Annotated in this window: 16 protein-coding genes; 6 read left to right on the top strand and 10 right to left on the bottom strand. The window is 40.6% G+C overall.

Going from position 1 to position 21226, the window contains the following annotated elements:
- Positions 1-31: 31 nt before the first annotated feature.
- A complete protein-coding gene (locus tag JWR87_RS10380) occupies positions 32-679 on the bottom strand; it encodes an arylesterase (RefSeq protein WP_297819321.1) in 648 nt (215 codons plus the stop codon).
- 143 nt (positions 680-822) lie between these two features.
- On the opposite strand from JWR87_RS10380, the gene JWR87_RS10385 reads away from it, so the two are divergent.
- Positions 823-1524, top strand: coding sequence for an ABC transporter ATP-binding protein (locus JWR87_RS10385; protein WP_297819324.1), 702 nt, complete (start codon positions 823-825; stop codon positions 1522-1524).
- A gap of 31 nt (positions 1525-1555) precedes the next feature.
- Positions 1556-4123 (top strand): FtsX-like permease family protein, encoded by a 2568-nt coding sequence (locus JWR87_RS10390; RefSeq protein WP_297819327.1) that lies wholly within the window; start codon positions 1556-1558, stop codon positions 4121-4123.
- Between the two features lie 193 nt (positions 4124-4316).
- Here JWR87_RS10390 and JWR87_RS10395 read toward each other — a convergent pair whose 3' ends face one another.
- Positions 4317-5789 carry a membrane dipeptidase gene (locus JWR87_RS10395; protein ID WP_297819330.1) on the bottom strand — a complete coding sequence of 491 codons (1473 nt, stop codon included), beginning with the start codon at positions 5787-5789 and terminating at the stop codon, positions 4317-4319.
- Between the two features lie 462 nt (positions 5790-6251).
- On the opposite strand from JWR87_RS10395, the gene JWR87_RS10400 reads away from it, so the two are divergent.
- On the top strand, positions 6252-9095 hold the full coding sequence (locus JWR87_RS10400; protein WP_297819334.1) for a pitrilysin family protein: 2844 nt from the start codon (positions 6252-6254) through the stop codon (positions 9093-9095).
- Positions 9096-9343: 248 nt separating this feature from the next.
- On the opposite strand, the gene JWR87_RS10405 is transcribed toward JWR87_RS10400, so the two are convergent.
- The 3 genes from JWR87_RS10405 to JWR87_RS10415 form a co-directional block, all read right to left on the bottom strand.
- Complete coding sequence (locus JWR87_RS10405) at positions 9344-10831, bottom strand: hypothetical protein (RefSeq protein WP_297819337.1); 1488 nt, start codon at positions 10829-10831, stop codon at positions 9344-9346.
- An 89-nt stretch (positions 10832-10920) separates the two neighbouring features.
- A complete protein-coding gene (locus JWR87_RS10410; RefSeq protein WP_297819340.1) occupies positions 10921-11097 on the bottom strand; it encodes a hypothetical protein in 177 nt (58 codons plus the stop codon).
- A gap of 9 nt (positions 11098-11106) precedes the next feature.
- Entirely contained in the window at positions 11107-11346 is a 240-nt protein-coding gene (locus JWR87_RS10415; RefSeq protein ID WP_297819343.1) for a hypothetical protein, read from the bottom strand.
- Between the two features lie 307 nt (positions 11347-11653).
- On the opposite strand from JWR87_RS10415, the gene JWR87_RS10420 reads away from it, so the two are divergent.
- Positions 11654-12232, top strand: coding sequence for a HupE/UreJ family protein (locus JWR87_RS10420; RefSeq protein ID WP_297819346.1), 579 nt, complete (start codon positions 11654-11656; stop codon positions 12230-12232).
- Positions 12233-12291: 59 nt separating this feature from the next.
- Complete coding sequence (locus JWR87_RS10425; RefSeq protein WP_297819349.1) at positions 12292-13113, top strand: alpha/beta hydrolase-fold protein; 822 nt, start codon at positions 12292-12294, stop codon at positions 13111-13113.
- 80 nt (positions 13114-13193) lie between these two features.
- On the opposite strand, the gene JWR87_RS10430 is transcribed toward JWR87_RS10425, so the two are convergent.
- On the bottom strand, positions 13194-15131 hold the full coding sequence (locus JWR87_RS10430; protein ID WP_297819351.1) for a S8 family serine peptidase: 1938 nt from the start codon (positions 15129-15131) through the stop codon (positions 13194-13196).
- Between the two features lie 64 nt (positions 15132-15195).
- Positions 15196-15939 (bottom strand): hypothetical protein, encoded by a 744-nt coding sequence (locus JWR87_RS10435; protein ID WP_297819353.1) that lies wholly within the window; start codon positions 15937-15939, stop codon positions 15196-15198.
- A 263-nt stretch (positions 15940-16202) separates the two neighbouring features.
- On the opposite strand from JWR87_RS10435, the gene JWR87_RS10440 reads away from it, so the two are divergent.
- Positions 16203-16406 (top strand): hypothetical protein, encoded by a 204-nt coding sequence (locus JWR87_RS10440; RefSeq protein WP_297819356.1) that lies wholly within the window; start codon positions 16203-16205, stop codon positions 16404-16406.
- Positions 16407-16522: 116 nt separating this feature from the next.
- On the opposite strand, the gene JWR87_RS10445 is transcribed toward JWR87_RS10440, so the two are convergent.
- The 3 genes from JWR87_RS10445 to JWR87_RS10455 all read right to left on the bottom strand — a co-directional run bounded on the left by JWR87_RS10445 (position 16523) and on the right by JWR87_RS10455 (position 21088).
- Positions 16523-17692 (bottom strand): methyltransferase domain-containing protein, encoded by a 1170-nt coding sequence (locus tag JWR87_RS10445; protein WP_297819359.1) that lies wholly within the window; start codon positions 17690-17692, stop codon positions 16523-16525.
- Positions 17693-17855: 163 nt separating this feature from the next.
- The gene (locus JWR87_RS10450; RefSeq protein ID WP_297819363.1) at positions 17856-19343 is read right to left on the bottom strand and encodes a mandelate racemase/muconate lactonizing enzyme family protein; all 1488 of its coding nucleotides are present in this window, start codon (positions 19341-19343) and stop codon (positions 17856-17858) included.
- A gap of 215 nt (positions 19344-19558) precedes the next feature.
- Entirely contained in the window at positions 19559-21088 is a 1530-nt protein-coding gene (locus tag JWR87_RS10455; protein ID WP_297819366.1) for a SusD/RagB family nutrient-binding outer membrane lipoprotein, read from the bottom strand.
- Positions 21089-21226 lie beyond the last annotated feature (138 nt).

Raw genomic sequence — 21226 nt, forward strand, 5'->3', positions numbered from 1 at the left:
AAAACTAAAATTCCATTCATTCAACACCGAATTATTTTAAAACTTCTTTTAGTATGGCCCAAACATTCTCCGCCACTATTTTTTGCCCACTTGCAGATGGGTGTGCTCCATCCGGAAGATTCAAGTTCCTTATTCCAGCCACTCCCTCCAACAAGAAGGGTATAAGGACCATGTTGTTTTTTAAAGCTAAATCGGGAAACATCCGGCGAAAATCCTTCGCATGCTGCTGACCATAATAAGGCGGCACTTGCATTCCCGCTAAAATCATAATAGCTTTTGGATATCTCGCTTTAACCCTATCAATAATTGCTTGAAGATTTCGCCACGTTTCTGCTACCGGAATGCCGCGTAATCCATCGTTCACTCCAAGCTCCAATACAAAAACATCTGTTTTATTATCTAAAAACCTATCAATTCGATAAAAACCTCCTGCCGATGTATCTCCACTAATCCCCGCATTGACACATTTATACTTAAGTCCTGATGCATCTATTTTTCGCTGTACGATAGCAGGAAATGATTGGGCAGAAGGTAAGCCGTAACCGGCGGTAAGACTATCACCAAAAAATAGAATCGTTTTTACCAACAAATCTGTAGAAGTAATATGATCGTTTATTCCTGCCTTGTCTCCATCCGTTGCACGTCCCCTATTTACACTGGTTTCAAAAAAATTTGCCATAAATATTAATCCTTTTTATATCTCTGCGAATCAAATTCACTCTCATCATCTTTTCAATTCTGTCAACTTTCAACCGACCTTAACTGTTGCTCATTAAATAAACAAGTACATTTATTATGAGACAACTAAACTTAAATTAGACAGTGACGATCCTAAACATACAAAGCGTAAGCAAAACATATCAAAGCACAGGCCGCACGTTGACTGTGTTAGACAACATTAACTTTTCGGTGGAAAGCGGTACTACTATGTCTATTGTCGGTCCCTCAGGGAGCGGCAAAACAACTTTACTTGGACTGTGTGCGGGCCTTGACAGGTCAAGTACGGGCATTATAGAGTTGCATAATGTGAGGCTGGATGACTTAAATGAAGACCAGCGGGCGCAGGTCCGTAATCAATACGTCGGATTTATTTTTCAGAACTTCCAGTTAATGCCAACATTAACAGCCCTTGAAAATGTAATGGTGCCAATGGAACTAAGAGGTGAGAAAAAAATAAAACCGATAGCTATGGACTTGCTTGAAAAAGTAGGTCTTGCAGATCGCGGTCATCACTATCCTGCGCAGTTGAGCGGGGGTGAACAACAAAGAGTGTCTCTCGCCCGTGCCTTTTCAAATAAGCCACGGATATTGTTTGCAGATGAACCGACAGGAAGCCTCGACGCTGAAACAAGTGAGAAAGTCATCGAGCTTATTTTTGGCTTGAATAAGGAAGCGGGCACTACCCTCGTCTTGGTCACGCACGACAATGATCTTGCTTCTAAAACACAGAGAATTATAAGGATTAAAGGCGGAAGAATAGTGAGTGATGCCCCTACCCTAAAGGGAGAAGAGCATAATTGTTGATTAAATGAAAAGACCGGAACAAGTTAATAAAATGAGTGACTACAAAATTGATGACAGTAAAGCTCCTTTTAGGGCAGGGGTGTCTTGGCTTTTTCTTATGGCATGGAGAGATAGCCGTCGTAACTTCTCGCGGTTGTTATTGTTTGTTTCTTCTATCATTTTAGGTATTGCAGCACTGGTAGCAATTTATTCTTTAGGAGATAATCTAAGAAAAGACATTGATGCACAGGCAGCAGGATTGATTGGGGCCGACCTGGAAATTTCCACAAACAGGGCCGTAGAGCCACAGATGAAAAACTTGCTCGATTCGCTGGGTGACCGAAAATCAGAGGAGCGCTCTTTTGCCTCCATGATCTTTTTTCCTAAAACCCAGGGAACAAGGCTGGTGCAAATAAAAGCGCTACAAGGCGGCTTCCCCTATTATGGATCATTAGAAACAGACCCTATAGCGGCAGGTACATCTTTTCGAAATTCGAAATCGGCATTAGTAGATAAAACGCTCCTGTTGCAGTACAACGCCAAAGTAGGTGACAGTGTAAAAATTGGCGACATCTCCTTTGTAATAGCAGGCGCCTTACTAAAAGCACCGGGACAAACAGGTATCTCAGCATCCGTTGCCCCAGTCGTTTACATACCGCTTAATTTTCTGCACCAAACCGGACTTTCACAAAAAGGTAGCCGGATCAACTACAAATATTATTATAAGTATGACACACCCGTTAATATAGAACAGCTTGTAAAAAAACTGGAACCGAGACTTGATAAAGAGGGTTTCAATTATAACACCGTTGAAAATCAAAAGGAGAATACAGGCAGAGCTTTCAGCGATCTGACTAAATTTTTATCATTAGTCGGTTTCATTGCCTTATTACTCGGTTGTATAGGAGTTGCGAGCGCTATTCATATTTATATGAAAGAAAAAGTGGGGTCTATTGCCATACTGAGGTGCCTTGGGGTAAAGGCAATACAAGCGTTTTTAATTTACCTGATACAAATCGTCGGAATAGCTTTAATTGGTTCTGTCATTGGTGCTATTCTGGGAACTGTTATTCAACAATTTCTTCCTATTGTTTTAAAAGATGTTATTCCCGTTGAAATAACAACTTCTATATCGTGGCCGGCAATTGGCCAGGGTATTGTTTTAGGCATCTTTATATCAATTCTGTTTGCGTTACTGCCGCTGGTTTCGTTGCGAAAGATTTCACCGCTCAATACACTTCGGTTATCATTTAGCGACGACACTACAAACAGCGACAGGGCCAGGTGGCTGGTTTATGGATTAATCCTGTTATTCATATTTTCCTTTACCTGGCAACAATTACGCGATTGGAAAGAAACTTTTTTCTTTACAGCAGGAATATTAGTTGCTTTTGGTATTCTTGCTGCCATTGCAAAGCTAACGATGTGGTCTGTCCGCAAGTTCTTCCCATCGTCGTGGAGCTATTTGTGGAGACAAGGATTAGCCAATTTATATCGGCCAAATAACCAAACCATTATTCTCATTGTTTCTATTGGCCTGGGAACTTTTTTCATCTGCACCTTATTTTCTATTCAGTCAATGTTATTAGGCCGCATTTCATTATCTGCCAGTGGCAATCAACCAAACATGGTTTTGTTCGATATCCAAACTGCACAAAAAGAACAGGTATCAGCGCTGGCAAAAGAATATCGTTTGCCCGTGCTGCAACAAGTGCCCATTGTAAACATGCGGCTTCAGTCTATTAACGGAAGAACAGGAGAAACAATTAATAATAAAGACAGCGGTTTAAGGCGGGGTGCGTTTACAAGAGAGTACCGTGTTACTTATAGAAGCGTACTAACCGCATCGGAAAAACTGACCGAGGGTACCTGGCATCCGGCAGTTGAAGGTGCTGCACAAACGCCTCACATATCTGTTGAGGAAGGTTGGGCAAGGCGACAAAAACTGAAGATTGGAGATACGATGGTTTTTAACGTGCAAGGCGCAATGGTTTCAACAATTATTGGCAGTTTTCGCGAGGTTGATTGGAGTCGCGTTCAAACAAACTTTCTCGTTGTGTTTCCTAAAGGTGTCCTCGAAGATGCACCCCAGTTTAACGTATTGCTTACCCGCGTAACATCTGATGAAGCTTCTGCCCGTTTTCAACAAGCGATGGTAAAAAGCTTTCCTAACGTATCTATTATTGATCTCGGCCTCGTGCTAAAAACGCTTGATGACATTCTGGGAAAGATCGGTTTCGTGATCCGTTTCATGGCAGGCTTCAGTATTGTTACCGGACTTATCGTGTTAATTGCATCTGTGCTCATCAGCAAGTACCAGCGCATACAGGAAAGTGTACTTCTTCGAACCCTGGGTGCAAGCAGGCGTCAAATTCTTACCATTACTGCCCTTGAATATTTTTTCCTCGGCGCGTTGGCCTCCTTAACTGGTATCATACTATCACTTCTTGCATCATGGGCGCTCGCTACATATACTTTCAAAACTGTTTTTAGTGTCAGCCCTCTTCCACTTATAATAGTTTTTGCTTTAATCTGTTTACTAACCGTTGCAATTGGCCTAATAAATATCAGGGGAGTATTAAAGAGAAGTCCGTTAGAGGTCTTAAGAGGTGAAGCGTGACCTGTATTTCTGTTAAACATCAACCACTACTATCACCTCTTTTTTCGGTCAATCGTTAACAATCTACTGTCAAGTTTTTTTTTGGCACCAGCAGTATCAATATAAAGAGACACCGTTGCCACGCTCGCTTCTACCGCAAGCCGTTATTGAACTTTTTGAAAGCAATTTTTATCAACGAACAAATAACTTATCCTCAAAACCACCTCTCAAAAAACTTCCATGCGTTTGTTTGAAAGATGTTTTGAACAATAACATCTGACTTTATCTTATTGAAATTGTTTTTCAGTCTGCTGCTGCTATTTTGCATGTAATTAAATGCGTGCCTTTCAAGAAACGATTTCAAATCAGGATATTGCTCCACGGTCCAGAAGCTGTTGAGAGGATCAACAATACCATCGTAATCAGAACCAATTGCCAGGTTGCCCCATGCAAATAACCCGTTTGCGTCTAACAACTCAGCTACGTACTGAACCTGTTTCCAAACCAGTTCACTTCTGTAATGCATAATCTTATTTCTGAAAAAAGAGTGTTTTGTTCCCCTGATTGTTTCATCGTTGGCCACTCTTCTTTCATCTAATTGCAAACCCATAATACCATTAGAACGCACCATCTCAATAATCTCATCGTCATAAAAATTAATCTCTTTATCATTGAAAGTGCTTCCCAGTTCAGGATAATGAGAATGGGTTGCACCCATGGTTGGCAGGCCATTACAAACCCCATGACTAATTATAACCGGAACATCAGCGTACTGGCTCTTGCGCATTTCGAAAAACTGCTTTCTGGCGAGTGGGCTAAGGTGTTTTATATCTATAAAAATGCGCTTTCCTGCGGCGTTATCGAGAAGTATACTTAGCACCTCTCTACCAAGTGGAGTAAAGCCTGTCCCCATCCCCAGCTTTTGGTCACAGTTCTTTGCAATAAGACCTTTTAAGCTTTCTGAGTGACCGCAGAGCTCGTTGTAAAAGTGGTGCGTAAAGGCAACAAACCACGGTTTGTGAGGATGGTTTTTTAAAGCAAGTGCATTGGCTTTAATTTCTGCGGGGTTGGCTTTTGTATTAGTAGTACTACGGGCAGGATCTATTCCTGCATTAAGTACATGCATTCCTTCAATGGAAGGGATGATGGCAATGTGAATGACCTTATCATCTTTAGTTGAAGCGAGCTCTATTTCGTTTTGGTTGGCAACGGCTTTTAATTCGTTGAAGTTATGAACAATTTTATAAGCATAATTATTACCATCAATATCTACAACCACTTCATTAGCTTGTTCTAAATAACTGTATTCTTTCAACAAATCCTTGAAGTAATTTTGAATTCCCTGTATTTCGTTAATACGATCAGGGCCTACCTGGGTGGCAAAATCTTCAAGAATATCTGCAAGTATTCCTGTACCGAGCTTATTATTAAAGAACCACTTTTCGATAGTGCCTAAAGAAACTACTAATACCCAAAGTTTTCCGTATGCGCATGCCGAAAGATTTGCCTGTGAGAATTTCGTAACGCTCATTACCTGGTTCAGTAATTTTTCTGACAGCCTGGGAGGGTCGTAAAACCACATGCTACTTTTATTATTTACGTCAGTAGACTGGTTGCCGGAAGAACGGCCTAAAGGTTTTAGCGTTGGATGACAATGCAGATCAATAGCAAAATCGATAGAAAGCATAAGGTTGATTGTTTAGAGATTAAAGTGCTAAGACATTAACTTAAGCCATGCCTTTAAAAAGTATTAAATGCAGCGTTGTTTGTTATAAAGCAAAAAGGACTAAAAGTTATAAGGAAAGGGATGGCTAATCCGTATACTGGAGCGTCAGTTATTACTTTTTATAAAAATGGAAAACATATAGTTCAAATGCAAGCATTCGTTCTGATTTATTTTAAGCCGGCTAATATGCAGGAATAAGATTGATTCCATAATAAGATTGCTTTCAAAAAACAATATAACACGATGAAAAGCTGCCGGGAATTACTACAAGTACAAGGGAGCTGAAACGCAAGGAAAGCTGAGTAGAGGTTAGCTGTCAGCCCAAGAAAAAAATAACTTAATACTTAGCGGAAACACCGATAATAAGGTTATAAACAAAACTTATTTAATAGATTGCCGAATCTTTTAAATAAAAATGCGTGCATGAGAAAGCCCCTAATTCTATTAAGTATTGTAGCCTTTTGTCCTTCAATGTTATTTGCACAAGCAAAGCTGGTAGAAAAAATAATTAAAAAAGGAGATGAAATTGTTATTCCTTACGAAAAGTATGTTTTGCCAAATGGCTTAACCCTCGTGGTTCATGAAGACCACTCTGATCCTGTTGTACATGTGGATGTAACTTATCATGTTGGCTCTGCCCGTGAAGAGATTGGTAAATCTGGCTTTGCTCATTTTTTTGAGCACATGATGTTCCAGGGAAGTGACAACGTAGGTGATGAACAGCATTTTAAACTAATTACTGAATCAGGCGGAACATTAAATGGCAGCACCAATCGCGACCGAACCAACTATTACGAAACGGTACCTAACAACCAGCTTGAAAAAATGCTTTGGCTGGAAGCAGACCGTATGGGCTTTTTGCTGGATGCTGTTACACAAAAAAAGTTTGAAGTGCAACGCTCCACAGTTAAGAATGAACGCGGTCAGAATTACGACAATCGTCCTTATGGTCTTGCAGCAGAAGTAACCTCAAAAACGTTGTATCCTTACGGTCACCCGTATTCGTGGATGACGATCGGTTACATTGAAGATTTGAACCGGAGTAATGTAAACGACTTAAAGAATTTCTTTCTGCGTTGGTATGGACCTAACAACGCAACGCTGACAATAGGCGGTGATGTAGCTACTAAGGATGTAGTTAGAATGGTTGAAAAGTATTTTGGTTCCATTCCCGCGGGACCTAAAGTAACGCCAACAAAACTGCAGCCGGTAAAACTTGAAAAAGACAGGTATACAAGTTATGTGGACAATTATGCAAGAACGCCGTTAATGGTGATGACTTTTGTTTCTGTTCCAAATCTTCATCCTGATGGACCTGCTTTAGATTGTCTTGCAGAAATACTAGGGCAAGGGCGTAATTCTATTTTTTATAAAAATGTAGTGAAAACGCAGTTGGCGCGCCAGGCGTCTGCTTTTAATTCGCAAACTGAATTAACGGGCGAATTTAGCATAAGGGTTAGTCCTTTTCCGGGTAAGTCTTTAGCTGATATGGAAAAACTGGTAAGGCAATCGATTGCAGAATTTGAGACGCGCGGTGTAACTGATGATGATATAGAGAAATTTAAAAACTCTTTAGAAGCCCAGCTGATTAATAGCCTTGCAAGTGTGAATGGTAAGGTAAACCAGTTGGCAGCTTATCAAACCTTTACAGGCACACCTAATAAAATTGGTCAGGAGCTGGAGATGTACCGCAAGGTTACCAAGGCAGATGTTATGCGGGTATACCGCCAGTACATTAAAGGTAAAGGTGCAGTTGTTTTAAGTGTACTTCCGAAAGGCCAGGAAAATTTGAGGGCAGCGGCGGATAATTACAACGTTGATACCACAGGTTATAAGAAGCCGGATTATGGTTATGCAGGTTTGAAATATGTGAAGCCCAAAGATAATTTTAATCGCAAAGCTGTTCCACCAAGTGGGCCTAACCCGGTTGTGAACGTACCACCTTATTGGAAGAAAGCATTGCCTAATGGACTACAAGTGATAGGTGCCGAGAACAATGAGATACCGGTGGTAACCCTACGTATTGCTTTAAAAGGTGGACGTATGACAGAAGCGGCAGATTTAAACAAAGCAGGCCTTGCAAACCTTTTTGCTACCATGATGGATGAGGACACCAAAAACTATACAAGCGAACAATTAAGTATTGAGCTTGATAAGCTGGGAAGTAACATTGATATATCAACTTCTGAAGATGCAATCGTGTTTTCTGTGCAGTCGCTGAAAAAGAATTTGGCAAAGACCTTGAAATTGCTTGAAGAGCGGATGTTGAGGCCCCTTTTTAACGAAGACGACTTTAACCGCAATAAGAACCAGTTGACTGAAAACATTAGGAACGCTAAAAGTCAGCCTGCCGTTATCGCATCACAGGTTTATAATAAAATTAATTACGGCCCTTCAAGTGTTTGGTCTTATCCCGCACTTGGAACAATGGAGACCGTTAAGAACATTACTTTAGAGGATGTGAAAAACTATTACAGCAATTTCATTTCATCGTCGGATGCACGGGTAGTGATCGTAGGTGATACGAAAGAAAATGAAATTCTTCCGCAGCTTGCGTTTCTGAATAACCTTCCTAACAAGCCTGTTACCCTGCCAACCGTTCCTGCCAAAGGAATTGATGTGACAAAAACAAAGGTTTACCTGGTAGACGTTCCGAATGCAGCTCAAACAGAATTCAGGGTGGGTTATGTAACCGCAACTCCTTATGATGCTACCGGAGAATATTATCGCTCTTATCTGACAAACTATCCTTTAGGTGGAGGATTTAATAGTCGTCTCAATCTGAATTTACGTGAAGATAAAGGCTGGACGTATGGCGCCCGTAGCGGCTTCGACGCAACTAAGTACACAGGTACATTTACTTTTAGCAGTGGCATAAGAGCAAATGCTACAGACAGCGCTTTAAGTGAAGTAATGCGTGAATTGAAAGAATATGCTACTGCAGGTGTAAAGCCTGAAGAGATTTCTTTTATGGTAAATTCAATCGGCCAAAGCGATGCGCGGAATTATGAAACAGGTTTTCAAAAGGCAACTTTCATCAGTCGTATTTTGGAGTACAACCTTCCTGCTGATTTTGTGAAGCAACAAAGTGAGATAAGAAAGACGATTACCAAAAACGATATGGACGCTATTATCAAGAAATACCTAAATCCTGATAAAATGAACATTGTGTTGGTTGGAGATAAAAAAGCAATCTTACCAGGAATACAAAAGTTAGGCTATGAAGTTGTGGAGTTAGACTCAGACGGAAATTCTTTAGTGCAATAGTAAGTAGCAAATTGTTGTAAAAAAACCTCTCGCTGAAGATCGGGAGGTTTTTTTATGCCTTCAACTACCGAAGAAGTTAGAGCCGAATAAAAATATAAATGTACACGTGTGCGACGCAACAAAAGCTACATAGTAGCCATGCAGTTAAGTACACAAAAAAACGCAGCACCCGTACGAATGCTGCGTTTATTATCAAAATCAGGACTATTTCTATTTCCTGAAAATCCTTTTTTTTAAATCTATAAATCTTAGAATCTCATAATTGCCGCCAGTTGGCTTTCTGCCGGCATTTTTTCTTTCTCTAATAAAAATACCTCCCCGCCATTTGCAAGGGTTTTTTCAACGGCATTATCCAGCAAGTCTTCACCATCTTCATCAGGCGTCTCGTGAAAATGAAGCTGCATAGTCATCTCATCAAAAGTTCCCCAGATGTGCTCGCCTTTGCAAACAAATAAATGAGAAACCTGCGAGTAATAACTAGCAGGTATAATATCAGCAGCAATGGATGAAGTTCTACCATTGGCAGAATTGTTCATATAAAGCTCGAGCGCCTTATTGACCCTTTGGTCGAAATAAGGTTGCATCAATTGTTTTGCATCCTGGTATAGAGAAATAGTGTCCTGCTGGTCACGGTTACCCGTTAGCACTTCGGGCCATATGTTGCGGTAATCGCACGCGCTTCTATAAATAGGCAATACGTACTCTACGCCGGCAAGCAACAGTGGTGCATTTTCGTTGTGCAATACCTTATCCCATAGCATGTCGTCAACTGCTTCAAAGTAAACAAGCATATTGTCTTTTCCATCCGGGTTGCCTCCGCCCCCCCCATGAACCGAACCTGGCATGCTTACGGCTGGTGCCCGTCGTCCCGACTCGCTGCTTCTATAAGTTGTTGCATCAAGCCCTGATACCCTTTTTACCTCTTCGATACTTTGTGGCAGTCCTTCAACCGGAACTATTTGCATACCCCAGGCATCAGCCTTAAACAGCTTCGCACATTGCTTACTAATTACGAGCAGGTAAAAATATTCGGTGCTTGCCATTATTGGTATTAGTGGCGTAACATAAAAAGACGGCTCTATCACCAACTCTTCGGTAGGCACTACCGGCATTTTTATGTATTTAAAAAATCCATCTGCAATAAACACGGCGAGGCCTGGCGATAATTCTGTCCAGAAGTCGTTGTCGCGTACCAATTCGAAACCGGGTTCCAGCAACCTTTCTATATAAGCCTGGTCGTGCCCTTTATCCCCCAACCGGCGGGTAACTTCCTGTAATTGATTTTTAAAATTAATAGGGTCAAAATGTTCATTTACTTCTACACCTGAGGCGTGTGAACCGAGGAAAATAGAAATGCAATAATCAGCTTTGTAATCTGCTAATTCCTTAAACCGCTCTCTTGTTAAAACTCCTGGCAGCTGCTCTGCAACAACTGAGGCCCTTTCTTCGGTAAAAGTCTGGTTGTTGCTCTTATTAGTTTCCTCCTTATTCTCCCCGTTTTTATACCTGTCTTCGCCCTTTGATGTATTGCGGTTCGGATGTCTGACCGGTACGGAAGGATCAAGTTCGTCGTCATTTACAAAATACTTTTCCGTTACCTCCAGGTAATCATCCATTTTTTCTGGTGGGGTAGCTTGTATTCCTGCACCGCTTTCTTCTTTATTTACTCCTGACGGTTTTCCTTTTCCCGGATGAAATACACCGTTATCGTCTTTTCCCATGGTTTGTTTTGCCATAATCTACTTTTTAGATACTGAATTAAAATTGGTATGCCAACCTTCGGCAACCTGTTCTCAAAAAAATTGTTTAAGATGTACTCTACATTTTACTCCTTATGCGTTGTTGGGCTGGGCTCCGGATGACTATCAGGCATATTGTCGGTCAGGTCATCTTTACCGGTGTTACTATAATCCTTTAATTCTTCTTCGTAGCTATTCGGACCCGCTACTGTCGCCGGCTCATCCGGTGTATCCGTTTGGTCTTTTTCTCTATCCGCCTCCATACTATTCATTTATTGGTTATAGTTCTCGCCTGTTTTAGTTGTTTCACCTTTGCTGGTGTTTCTATTGGGATGCCTGACCGGTACATCCTCAGCCAGTTGATCTTCCCCGTTTGTGTACCTGTCTGTGATCTCAAGATATTCTTCCAGTTTTTCAGCAGGCGTAGCTTGTAACCCTAGCCCCTCTTCTTTATTTGCGCCTGAAGGCTTGCCTTTTCCAGGATGAAATGTGCCATTTTGGTCTTTACTCATACCGAATAATTTATGTTACCGGTACAATTAACATACCATCCGGTTTTTGGGGAAAGCATTTAAATGCCGGTGACAACCCTTTTGATACCAGCTTTTGCTCCCTGGTTATTCATTGTTGCGTCGCAATACGTTCATCCTTTAACAGCCCCGATGTGGCTTTTTCTTATGCGGAAATACTTAACCCGGCGATTATTTTATTGTTGGCCAGGCAAACCGTAATTTATCTTCATTGCTTAAATTGCCTTGCATACATTCATATTTCATAGATGTCCTCTTCTTATAAACGAGGCAAAAAAGGTTCTAATTCATGAGCGACTTTATAAAGTACTTTAACGCCGGTTGGCATCATATTACAGACTACAGAAGCCTCGATCATATATTACTGGTTGTTGCACTGTGTGTCCGATACCTGTTTACGGATTGGAAAAAAGTATTGATAATAATTACCGCCTTTACCATTGGCCATGCAATTACCATGGCCATAAGCGTTTTCGATATTTTCAACATTTCTCGAAGATGGCTGCAGTTTCTAATTCCATTTTCGATCATTGTTGCCGCCATCAGCAACCTGTTTGTCAAGAAATTTGTATACCGTCACAAGTATCCTCCTATCTATTTTCTGGCCGTGGTGTTTGGTCTCATACATGGCTTCACCTTTACTAACTTTTTCATTGGTTTTTCAGGAACCGGCCAAATTATTCTTAAAATAATAGGTTATGTTTCCGGTATTGAAGCAGGGCAGCTTCTGGTTGTGCTTGCCATGCTGCTGCTAACTTTTGTGTGCATCAATATTTTTAAGGTTAACAGGCGCGAATACATCTTATTTTTAAGCGGAGGCGTTTTAGCTGTAGCGCTTCAAATGGCTTTACAACGGATGCCTTTCTAAGAGTCTTACTTTCAGCTTTTATAATGCTTTATTTATTTTTAACGCAAAAATCGGGTTACATGAAACAACTATTACTCCTGGCCACCTTTATTATCACCTTTTCGTTTTGCTCGTTTGCCTTTGTTGATACTATCAGCATTTATAGCAACAGCATGTTTAAAAATGTAAAATGTGTGGTGGTCACTCCAACATACTATAAGAAAACCGGTCCTGCGTTTCCTGTTGTTTACCTGCTACATGGCTATAGTGGAAAATATAGTGACTGGGCACGAGAAGACGCTGAACTGCAGAAACTCGCCGACGAACACCGATTGATGATTGTATGTCCTGATGGTGCTTTTAGTAGCTGGTATTTTGATAGCCCAATTGACTTAACCATGCGTTACGAGACAAATGTTGGGGTCGAAATTCCAGCTTACATCGATTCTCTTTATCACACTATTAAAGATCGCAGGGGACGGGCGATTACGGGGCTTAGCATGGGAGGTCATGGAGGGTTGTTTCTTGGATTTAGACATGCAGACCTATTTGGTGCGTGCGGTAGTATGAGTGGCGCATTAGATGTAAGCCGGATCACAAGGAATTATGATGTTGAGAAAAGATTAGGAGACACAACGCACAACAAACAACAATACCTCGATTGGTCTGCTATAAATGTCATAGAAAAATATCCGAAAGATTCCTTGGCTATTATTATCGATTGCGGAACCGAAGATCGCATTATTGATATGAGCAGAAGGACGCATGCAAAAATGCTGCAGCTAAAAATTCCTCACGACTACACCGAAAGGCCGGGAAAACATGATTGGGACTACTGGCGGGAAGCTTTAAAATACCAATTGCTGTTCTTCAGAAATTACTTCAGCACCGGAAAAATTTAGCATTGCAAAAACCTGGTCACCTTCAAATGCAAGTAGCAGGCAAAAAATTTAAGAGTAGTAAGTAGCAACAATCAGTTCGTCTAAAGACTACCCTTAAATAATCGTACGGTGCGTTTTTGCGACTTACCTAAATACTGAATAAAATAAACCCCTGGAGCCAGTTTTTGTGCGTTATTGAAATGGAGGGTTAATGTTTCGTTTTGTGCGATTTGTGTATTGATGACCTCAACAACGCTGCCTTTTGTATCTATCAGCCTAAGTACTATTTCCCCGGTTTCCTGGCCTTTTATGAAAACGGTGAAATCGCGGGTAAAAGGATTAGAAAGGGCAACAAACCATTCTTTCTCGAAAATGTTTCCCTTTGTCACCTGGATAGTGCGCGTAGTAATGCCATCAGAATACTTTACTGAATAAATGCCAGAGGGAAGGTTGCCCAAATTTGAGAATGTATGATTATACAATTCTTCTTTCTCGGTTGCCAAATTTTGTGTTGCTACTACTTGCCCGGCGGCATTTAACAATGAAATAGCTACAGGTCCGTCTAGCCTGCCAATAACCCTTACAGCTAGCTGATCAGTAAACAGGTTAGGCGTGGCAAAAAGCCAATCGTTACCGTAAACAGCAATATTTTCGCCGTGCTTTAATGACTGGTAGGCGAGGCGGAAATTAGGAATTCCATAACCATAATGACTATCAGGCGCTGTATACCTGTCTGAGCTTTTGTAAACAGCGTTTAAAATCTTCATGTTGCTGGCATTTGGGAAGGCTTGCCACAAACATGCTATCAGGCCGGCTACATTCGGGTTTGAAAAAGACGTTCCGTTTCCTGTCACTGGCTGATTGTTTAAACCAGCTATTACTGTGTTCGCACCTACTGATACAATATTTGGTTTCACCTTACCGGGGTAGCCGTAGCTGCTGAAGCCTGCAATTACTCCCGCCGCATTTACTGCACCAACGGTACAAACACTGTCAACGTCGGCCGGAAATGAAATGTATTTCCAACTATTAGCACCTTCGTTTCCGGCACTTGCCGATACGATCATGCCTTTTTTTACGGCTATTGCTGCACCCTGCGATACCATAGTTGTATTCTTATATAAATCATTGTAGCTATGGTTTAAAGCAGGATCATCGAAAGTGGTGTAACCAAGAGATGTAGAGATGAGATCGCTTCCGGTGCTGTCGGCAAACTCAGCCCCGGCTACCCAATTGTGTTCTTCAATTACATACTCTGTTGCTGCATTCTCGGTTCGTACCAACCAGTAATTGGCTTTAGGCGCTGTTCCAACCATTTTGCCGGGCCAGTTGGCGGATAGAATACTGAGGCAATACATGCCGTGTGAGTCATCTTCATTAACGCTACTGTCGAAAGCCACATAATCTCGTTCTCCCAAAATCTGTCCATTGTTTCGAATGCTGTCAAAAGCAGTTATGGTTTTATACTGAAGAAAGCCAGCGTCAAGCACTGCTATCTGCATCGTTTCTCCGTGAAAGCCCCTGTTGTGCAAAAATTCACCTTCGTGAATATGTACCTGGCCGTAGCTGTTGCCATAGTCGTAAGTGTCAGTAGCAGTGCCTGCTAAACGGCTTACCGGCGGGAGCGCACTAGTGAGAGGATCTTTAAATTTATCATTACGGGTAGTATCAGCGCTGCGAAACCCAACACCTCGTGTAGAGATTACAAATGGATACGATTTAATTTTATTGAGGGCATTTTGATCTGACGTTTCAATTAAAACCTGGTTTAACCATTTGGAAGTACTGAGGACGGTAACGGCCCCTGCAATCTTAATGCTGTCTAAGTATGTTGTAGTAATGGGAAGGTCTGCACTATCGATCGGGATGTTGTAACGTGAGCGTCTTTGTATTGCTCTCGGCGAAAGGTATTGAGAGGGAGCATTTAGGCTGAATCTATTGCTTCCTTTATCTTTTAGCTGAACAATTAATTTAGGAAACTGTGCGTTTGCATGCTGAATCGACGAAATAAATAAAAGGGTAACTATAAGATTTCTCATCCGGAAAAATTAATACATCAAAAGAGCAGAAAGCAGGCCAACTACGCAAGAATTAAGACTCGTCTTATTTATAACTCATCAAACTAAGTCTTATACCATAACTGCCGTCTTCATACTTTGCTGGTGGAGGAGTTGTTTGCCATGTCCAGTGTAAAAATTCCTTATAAATCATTCCTACACCTTTTGCATAGACTTCTGTTCCAAGGTTTCTCTGCTGGTAATTATTTCGATCGAAAGGACCGGAAGGCGTGGTTTCATCTTGCTGAAAAACAGTTACGGTATTATCGTAAATTCTATTTAAAACTTTAAAAGGCTGACCAAGATCTTTGTATTCATATTGCCACTCGTCCAGGTAGCCTACTGTGGTATTAAGAGATTTAGTGTCTATATAAGAATGCCCTTTCCATGTATTTCCTTCTGTAACCGGTGCATGTAATTTTAAAAATCTGAAGTTGTTATCTATAAATTCTACATTTTGCCTGGTAGGCGTTGCTACAAAAGTAGCAGCAGATTGCCAGGTTTTTAAACCGGCGGTATCTCTTATAAATCTAAAGATGCGATAAGAAATCCGGCCCTGGTTGTCAGTAAAAGTTGATTCAACAGAGTCTTTTGCGTGAAAACTTTTAACTGCCAGGGAAGATCCAAATGACCCAAGAACGGTAGAGTCTAACCTGTATAAAAATGTTTTACCTACTGCAAGGGGATAATAATCATTTAAGGTACCTACGTTTAAAGTCTCTGTTTCTTTTTTACACCCAACAACAACAAACAAAAAGAATACAAGTAAAACATTCAATAATTTTTTCATTCAGATAAATTCAGCTGTAAGGTAATTACTTTCTAATAATACAAAAGGTGATAAGCTAAAACGAAAAAAAACTTCACATGTTGCAGGTATTTTTCTTGATTATAAGTCGAAAAAGTGATTTCGAAAAAGCTTCATAAATATTAAGGTTCAAAAATTTCCAGCTTAGTTTTTTTAACACATTAAAAAATTGTTATCTTTAAATAGAAGAAAATGCCAGGTCTCCAGCCTGGTTTTTATAAGGACGAATTTTAACAATCACCGCCATGACACATTTTTACTCCTACCCAAAGTCAAGTATCGAAGCACAAATACATGAAGAAGAAGTTCAATACAACGAAGCTTTTAGAATGAAGGCAGAATTTGCTGTGTTAAAAGCCATTCAACAAAAAATTAAGCGACTGAAAGCCGAACTTAATAAACAAAAACCGGAAGTAAGCTGCAACGGAAGTTTTTCAACTGCCAATTGATCTAAAATATTTCTTCAACAATTTCCTTGTTATCAGTAGTGATATTAATGCAAAAATCGCATCTTTTGCTGCGTCGCACACTTGAACTTTTGTTGCCACTTCAACAATTCACTTCATCATTGTGGGGATTTGAACAGCGCTGCAAACATTGTATCTGCTTTTATTTTGTACCCTTTTAATAACTCCATTTTTATCAATTCCAGCCCGGAAGTAGCTTTTATAAATTCAACCACTTCTTCGTTTTCTTTTTTTAATACAGAGCAGGTTATATATAAAAAATAGCTACCTTTTTTTAAATATGAAATTGCATTTTTTGCAATGCTTTTTTGAAGGTTACTATATCTTATTATCTCTTCCTGTTTAAAAAAGACCAGCTCTTCGGGCGTCCTGCTCCATGTACCGGAACCACTGCAAGGAGCATCACAAATAATTAAATCAAATGCAGACTGTTTTAATGAACCAGATAAACTTGCGGAATTAGTAAGGTCTGCTACAAAAGAGTGATAATTTTTAATTCCAGCCTCTTTAAAACGATTATGAAGGTTTTGAATAATGGATAGACGAACATCAGAAACGGTTAATTGAACATCAGAAACCAAATCATAAGTCATAATAGATTTGCCGCCACTTGCGGCACAACAATCCCATACCTTAACTGGTGTGTTAAAATCTTTTACCGGAAGCAACTCCCCTACCCGTTGTGAATTCAAATCCTGTATTACTACCTCTTTATTGATATCTAAAATATTTTCAAGCTTTGTTCCATTTGCAAAAGCAAAACAATTTTCGATTATTTCTTTAAAAGAGGTTTTTGCCGCGATTAGTTTGCTTTTCACTACTCCTGTTTTTCCTGGTCTCACACGAACAAAGAGATCAGGCTGAATAAAAAACGAACTACTAAAGGTCTCTATATCCATCCCTTCGGACAGCTCACCCTCAAAAGGAAATATCGCCTTTACATCGATTTCTGCTAACCTTAGTTTCTGAGATAAAGGTTGAGTAATAGAACCGTTCCATTCCGGCTTTTCATTTTGCAATAACTCGTTAGGAACTGTGGTAGATAAAAAAAGGCCTGCTAACATCTTTTCATGTGTAGTTTTCTCTTTCAGCGCAAAACCCAATCGAAAATAGCTGTAGCATAAAGAACTGATTGTTTTCCTGTCGCGGCTACCATATTTTTTTTCTTTTGAAAAGAAGTCTTTAAGAAATACTGTTAAGGGCATCTCCCCTTTATAATGAGCGACTATTGTCTTAGCGGTATTTAAATGAGAAAAGAATCGTGACATACAAAATTTACAATAGTACAATAAAAAGACCCAAAGTAAGCAGTCAGGCTTTCCTGATATCAAATCGCAAATAATAAAAAGAGGCCCTCCAATCGAGGACCTCTTAAGTCATGTTAGCAAAAGCGGATGCTTGTGCACTGTTATAATTGCTTAAACAATATGTCTAACTAAATATCCTGTCATGAGAACGCTTATCATTCCACTGAGGAGTTGGGGCGAAATAACTTTTATCGCTGGCATGGAGATGCTGTTTTACTACATCATCATTTAGTTCAATTCCCAGTCCGGGAGCAGTAAGGGGAACATTTGCGTAACCTTTCGTAATCAACTTTCTACCATCGGTTGTTTTAACCATACTTTCCCACCACGGCAGGTCAACTGAATGGTGTTCGAGCGCTAAAAAGTTTTGGGTAGCAGCCGCACAGTGTACGTTAGCCATAAACGAAACCGGAGTACCAGCCTGGTGCATCGCCATCGCTATTCCATGTTCTTCTGCGTAGTCACCAATTCTTTTTGTTTCTAAAAGTCCTCCTGATGAAGCCAAGTCAGGGTGAACGATATCAACTGCATGCGCATCTATTAATGGCTTAAAGTTTTTTAGTAAGAAAATGTCTTCGCCAGTAAGTGTGGGAGTTTCTAAAGCATCAGACATAGTTTTCCATTGGTCGGTATATTCCCATGAAACAATGTCTTCTAACCATGCAAGCCGGTATTTTTCCAGTGCTCTGCCTAATCGTATCCCGTTATTTAAATCAAAATGTCCGTAATGGTCGGTTGAAAGCGGGATATCGTAACCTATCATACTTCTTGCAGTATCTACGATCTTCGCCAATTCATCCAAGCCCTTGTCGGTGATTTGTATTTGAGTGAAGGGATGCAAAGTATTAGAGTAGGCCATGTAATTGCTACCCCCCCACTGTTGCAATGTTTTCCTTTCACTTAACCAGGCGTTCGCATTAACCAATGTACCTGGAATTTTTAACAGTTCGCCAATTGAAACATCCATTTTTAACCATGAATATCCCTGGTCTTCGGTACGAAATTTAATCAGCTTCCTTTGCTCTTCGGGTGAAGATGCCTCTGGGGTATCAGCATACATCCTTATACTGTCACGGTATCTTCCGCCCAGCAACTGCCATGCAGGTACATTATAAGCTTTACCACAAATATCCCACAAGGCCATTTCTACTCCACAAACGCCCCCTGCCTGGCGTGCCTGACCACCAAACTGTTTGATTACCTTGAAGATCATTTCAACATTACAAGGGTTTAGTCCTAAAATGCGACTTTTCAGCATTAACGCGTATCGCTCGTCAGCTCCATCTCTAACTTCTCCCAGCCCATAGATGCCCTGGTTTGTGTCGATACGAATAATGGCAGTACGACCAAGAACCGTTGTAACCGCGTAGCGCACATCGGTAATCTTCAGGTCCGACGGAGCTCCAAAACGCTTCACTCCTCCTGTAGTTTGTGCAATGATATCTTCTATTGGAGTACACAGAAAAGAACTACCTAAAGCAATACCTCCTAAAGTTGATTTTTTGAAAAAGGAACGCCTGCTATTTTCCTGTACAGGAGTTGTGCTTGCAGGCTCATTAATTTCAGGGTCTTTAAGACCCATTTTTGCTAATAGCTTTTGAGATGGAGTCATGTTGGTTATGGAATGTTAGTTTTAAAAATTGAAAATAATAGACAAGTATTTATAGTAATATGAATTGCTTTTTTGCCGGAATATGTTACCCTGAAGCTTTTCTACATTTTGAAAAAAAGTTGCAAAATGATTTGCTGATGAACGAAATGCGACGCAACGATGCTCCAAAGACAACAGCTGCCTGTATTTAAAAGCAATAGCACTTAAACATCTGATCATTGTTTATCCCACCATACCCGTGTGTCTAAATTATCAGGACCCTGCGCAGCAACAGCGACTTTAAGGTTTTCGGGGTTTACAGAAACCTCAGCATTAGGATAAGTAAGTCTCCTGATAAAAGTACCTGAAATAGTCTTTCCCGGATAAGGATTTGGAGCTAACACAGGAAATCCGCTTCTTCTGAAATTAGCCCATGCTTCGGGGCCATTTAAAAACGAAGCAACCCAATATTGTGTATTGATTTGTTCTAATGCTTTTGAAGGATCCAAGGGATTTGCAGCTAAATATTCTGCTATAGCGGAAGCCGGAACGGCAGAACCAGCATCGTAAGTGGCCAACTGTTCCATGTGTGCACGAACGCCCGTTGCGAAATAGCTTGCTGGTGTACCGGTTGTAATCCATCCTCTTTGCGCAGCCTCTGCAAGTAAGAGATTTGTTTGGGCTGCCGTAACAAAGTAAACAGGTGCGGTGAGTTTTGCCATACGACGCCGGTCTAGCTGGCTGAATTCGTAAAAGCTGGTAAGGCCTTTTGCTGTAGCCACTGCTGCAATTGTACCGTTATCATACCCCATTGGCATACCCACCTGCCTTGTAGGATCAGTAGTTCCGGCAGCAGGTGTTTGGTCTGGGCCTGATTTTGCGCCGATATACCTTATTGCTATTGCAGGTAAACGCGGATCATTTGTAGTTTTTAAATAATTAACAAAAGGCTCAGCAAGGTAATAGTTTGCCGCCTCTGTTGAATTTAATGTGCCGCTAATATTCGCTGTATAATCATTAGTAGTTCTAAAATACGCATTATCTGCATTTGTCAGAATTACTCCACCGGCAACCGCCGCCTGAACAACTTGCTGGGCTTTTGCTGCATCAACCTTGGTAAGCCTCATGCCTGCTCTTAATAAAAGAGAATAGCCAAATTTTTTCCATTGCGCTATGTTACCACCATATAATACTTCTCCGGTTTCTATTGCACCCACGGGATTTAAAGCAGCAGACGCTTCAGTAAGCTCTGTTATTAGTTTTGGGTAGATATCTTGCTGGGCATCATACCTCGGTAAAAATGTTTGCTCTATATATCCTAAACCAGCTTCCGTATACGGGATGTTGCCATAGCTATCTGTTAATACCATAAACGCCCGGGCTTGCAGTATACGGGCCATGTTCATTAGGTTGCTTCTTGCCGGTACATCTTTTGTTCTGGCTATTACATCTCGTGTATTACGTATCACGTTACGATAATAAGCTTGCCATAAATCTTCCGTAATGTCGCGATTGTCCTGGTTAAAGTTTGCTCCTGCTAACAATCCTGAATTGGGTGTAACCATCTGCTGAACAATAGACATCTCGTAAGTAAGAGAAGTTGAACTAGTAAAGTTAGAATTAACAATAGCGGTATTAAGTTGAAAAACAGGATCAATAGCAGTGGCGCTTGTTTTATTTTGATTTAATTCGGATAACCCTTTATCGCATGATGTCGCAAATAACAATAAAACTATAGGGAGACTAACGTTAAATATTTTTTTCATAATTCGCTCTTATTAAAATTTAATATTTAGATTCAAACCAAGACTTCTGGTAGAAGGAAGACCGGTAGATTCCATACCAACAAGATTATCAGAACTGTATCCAAAAGTTTCGGGATCAATATTATCAACCCATTTCTT

This window comes from Segetibacter sp. (assembly GCF_025963695.1).
Classification (GTDB): Bacteria; Bacteroidota; Bacteroidia; order Chitinophagales; family Chitinophagaceae; genus Segetibacter.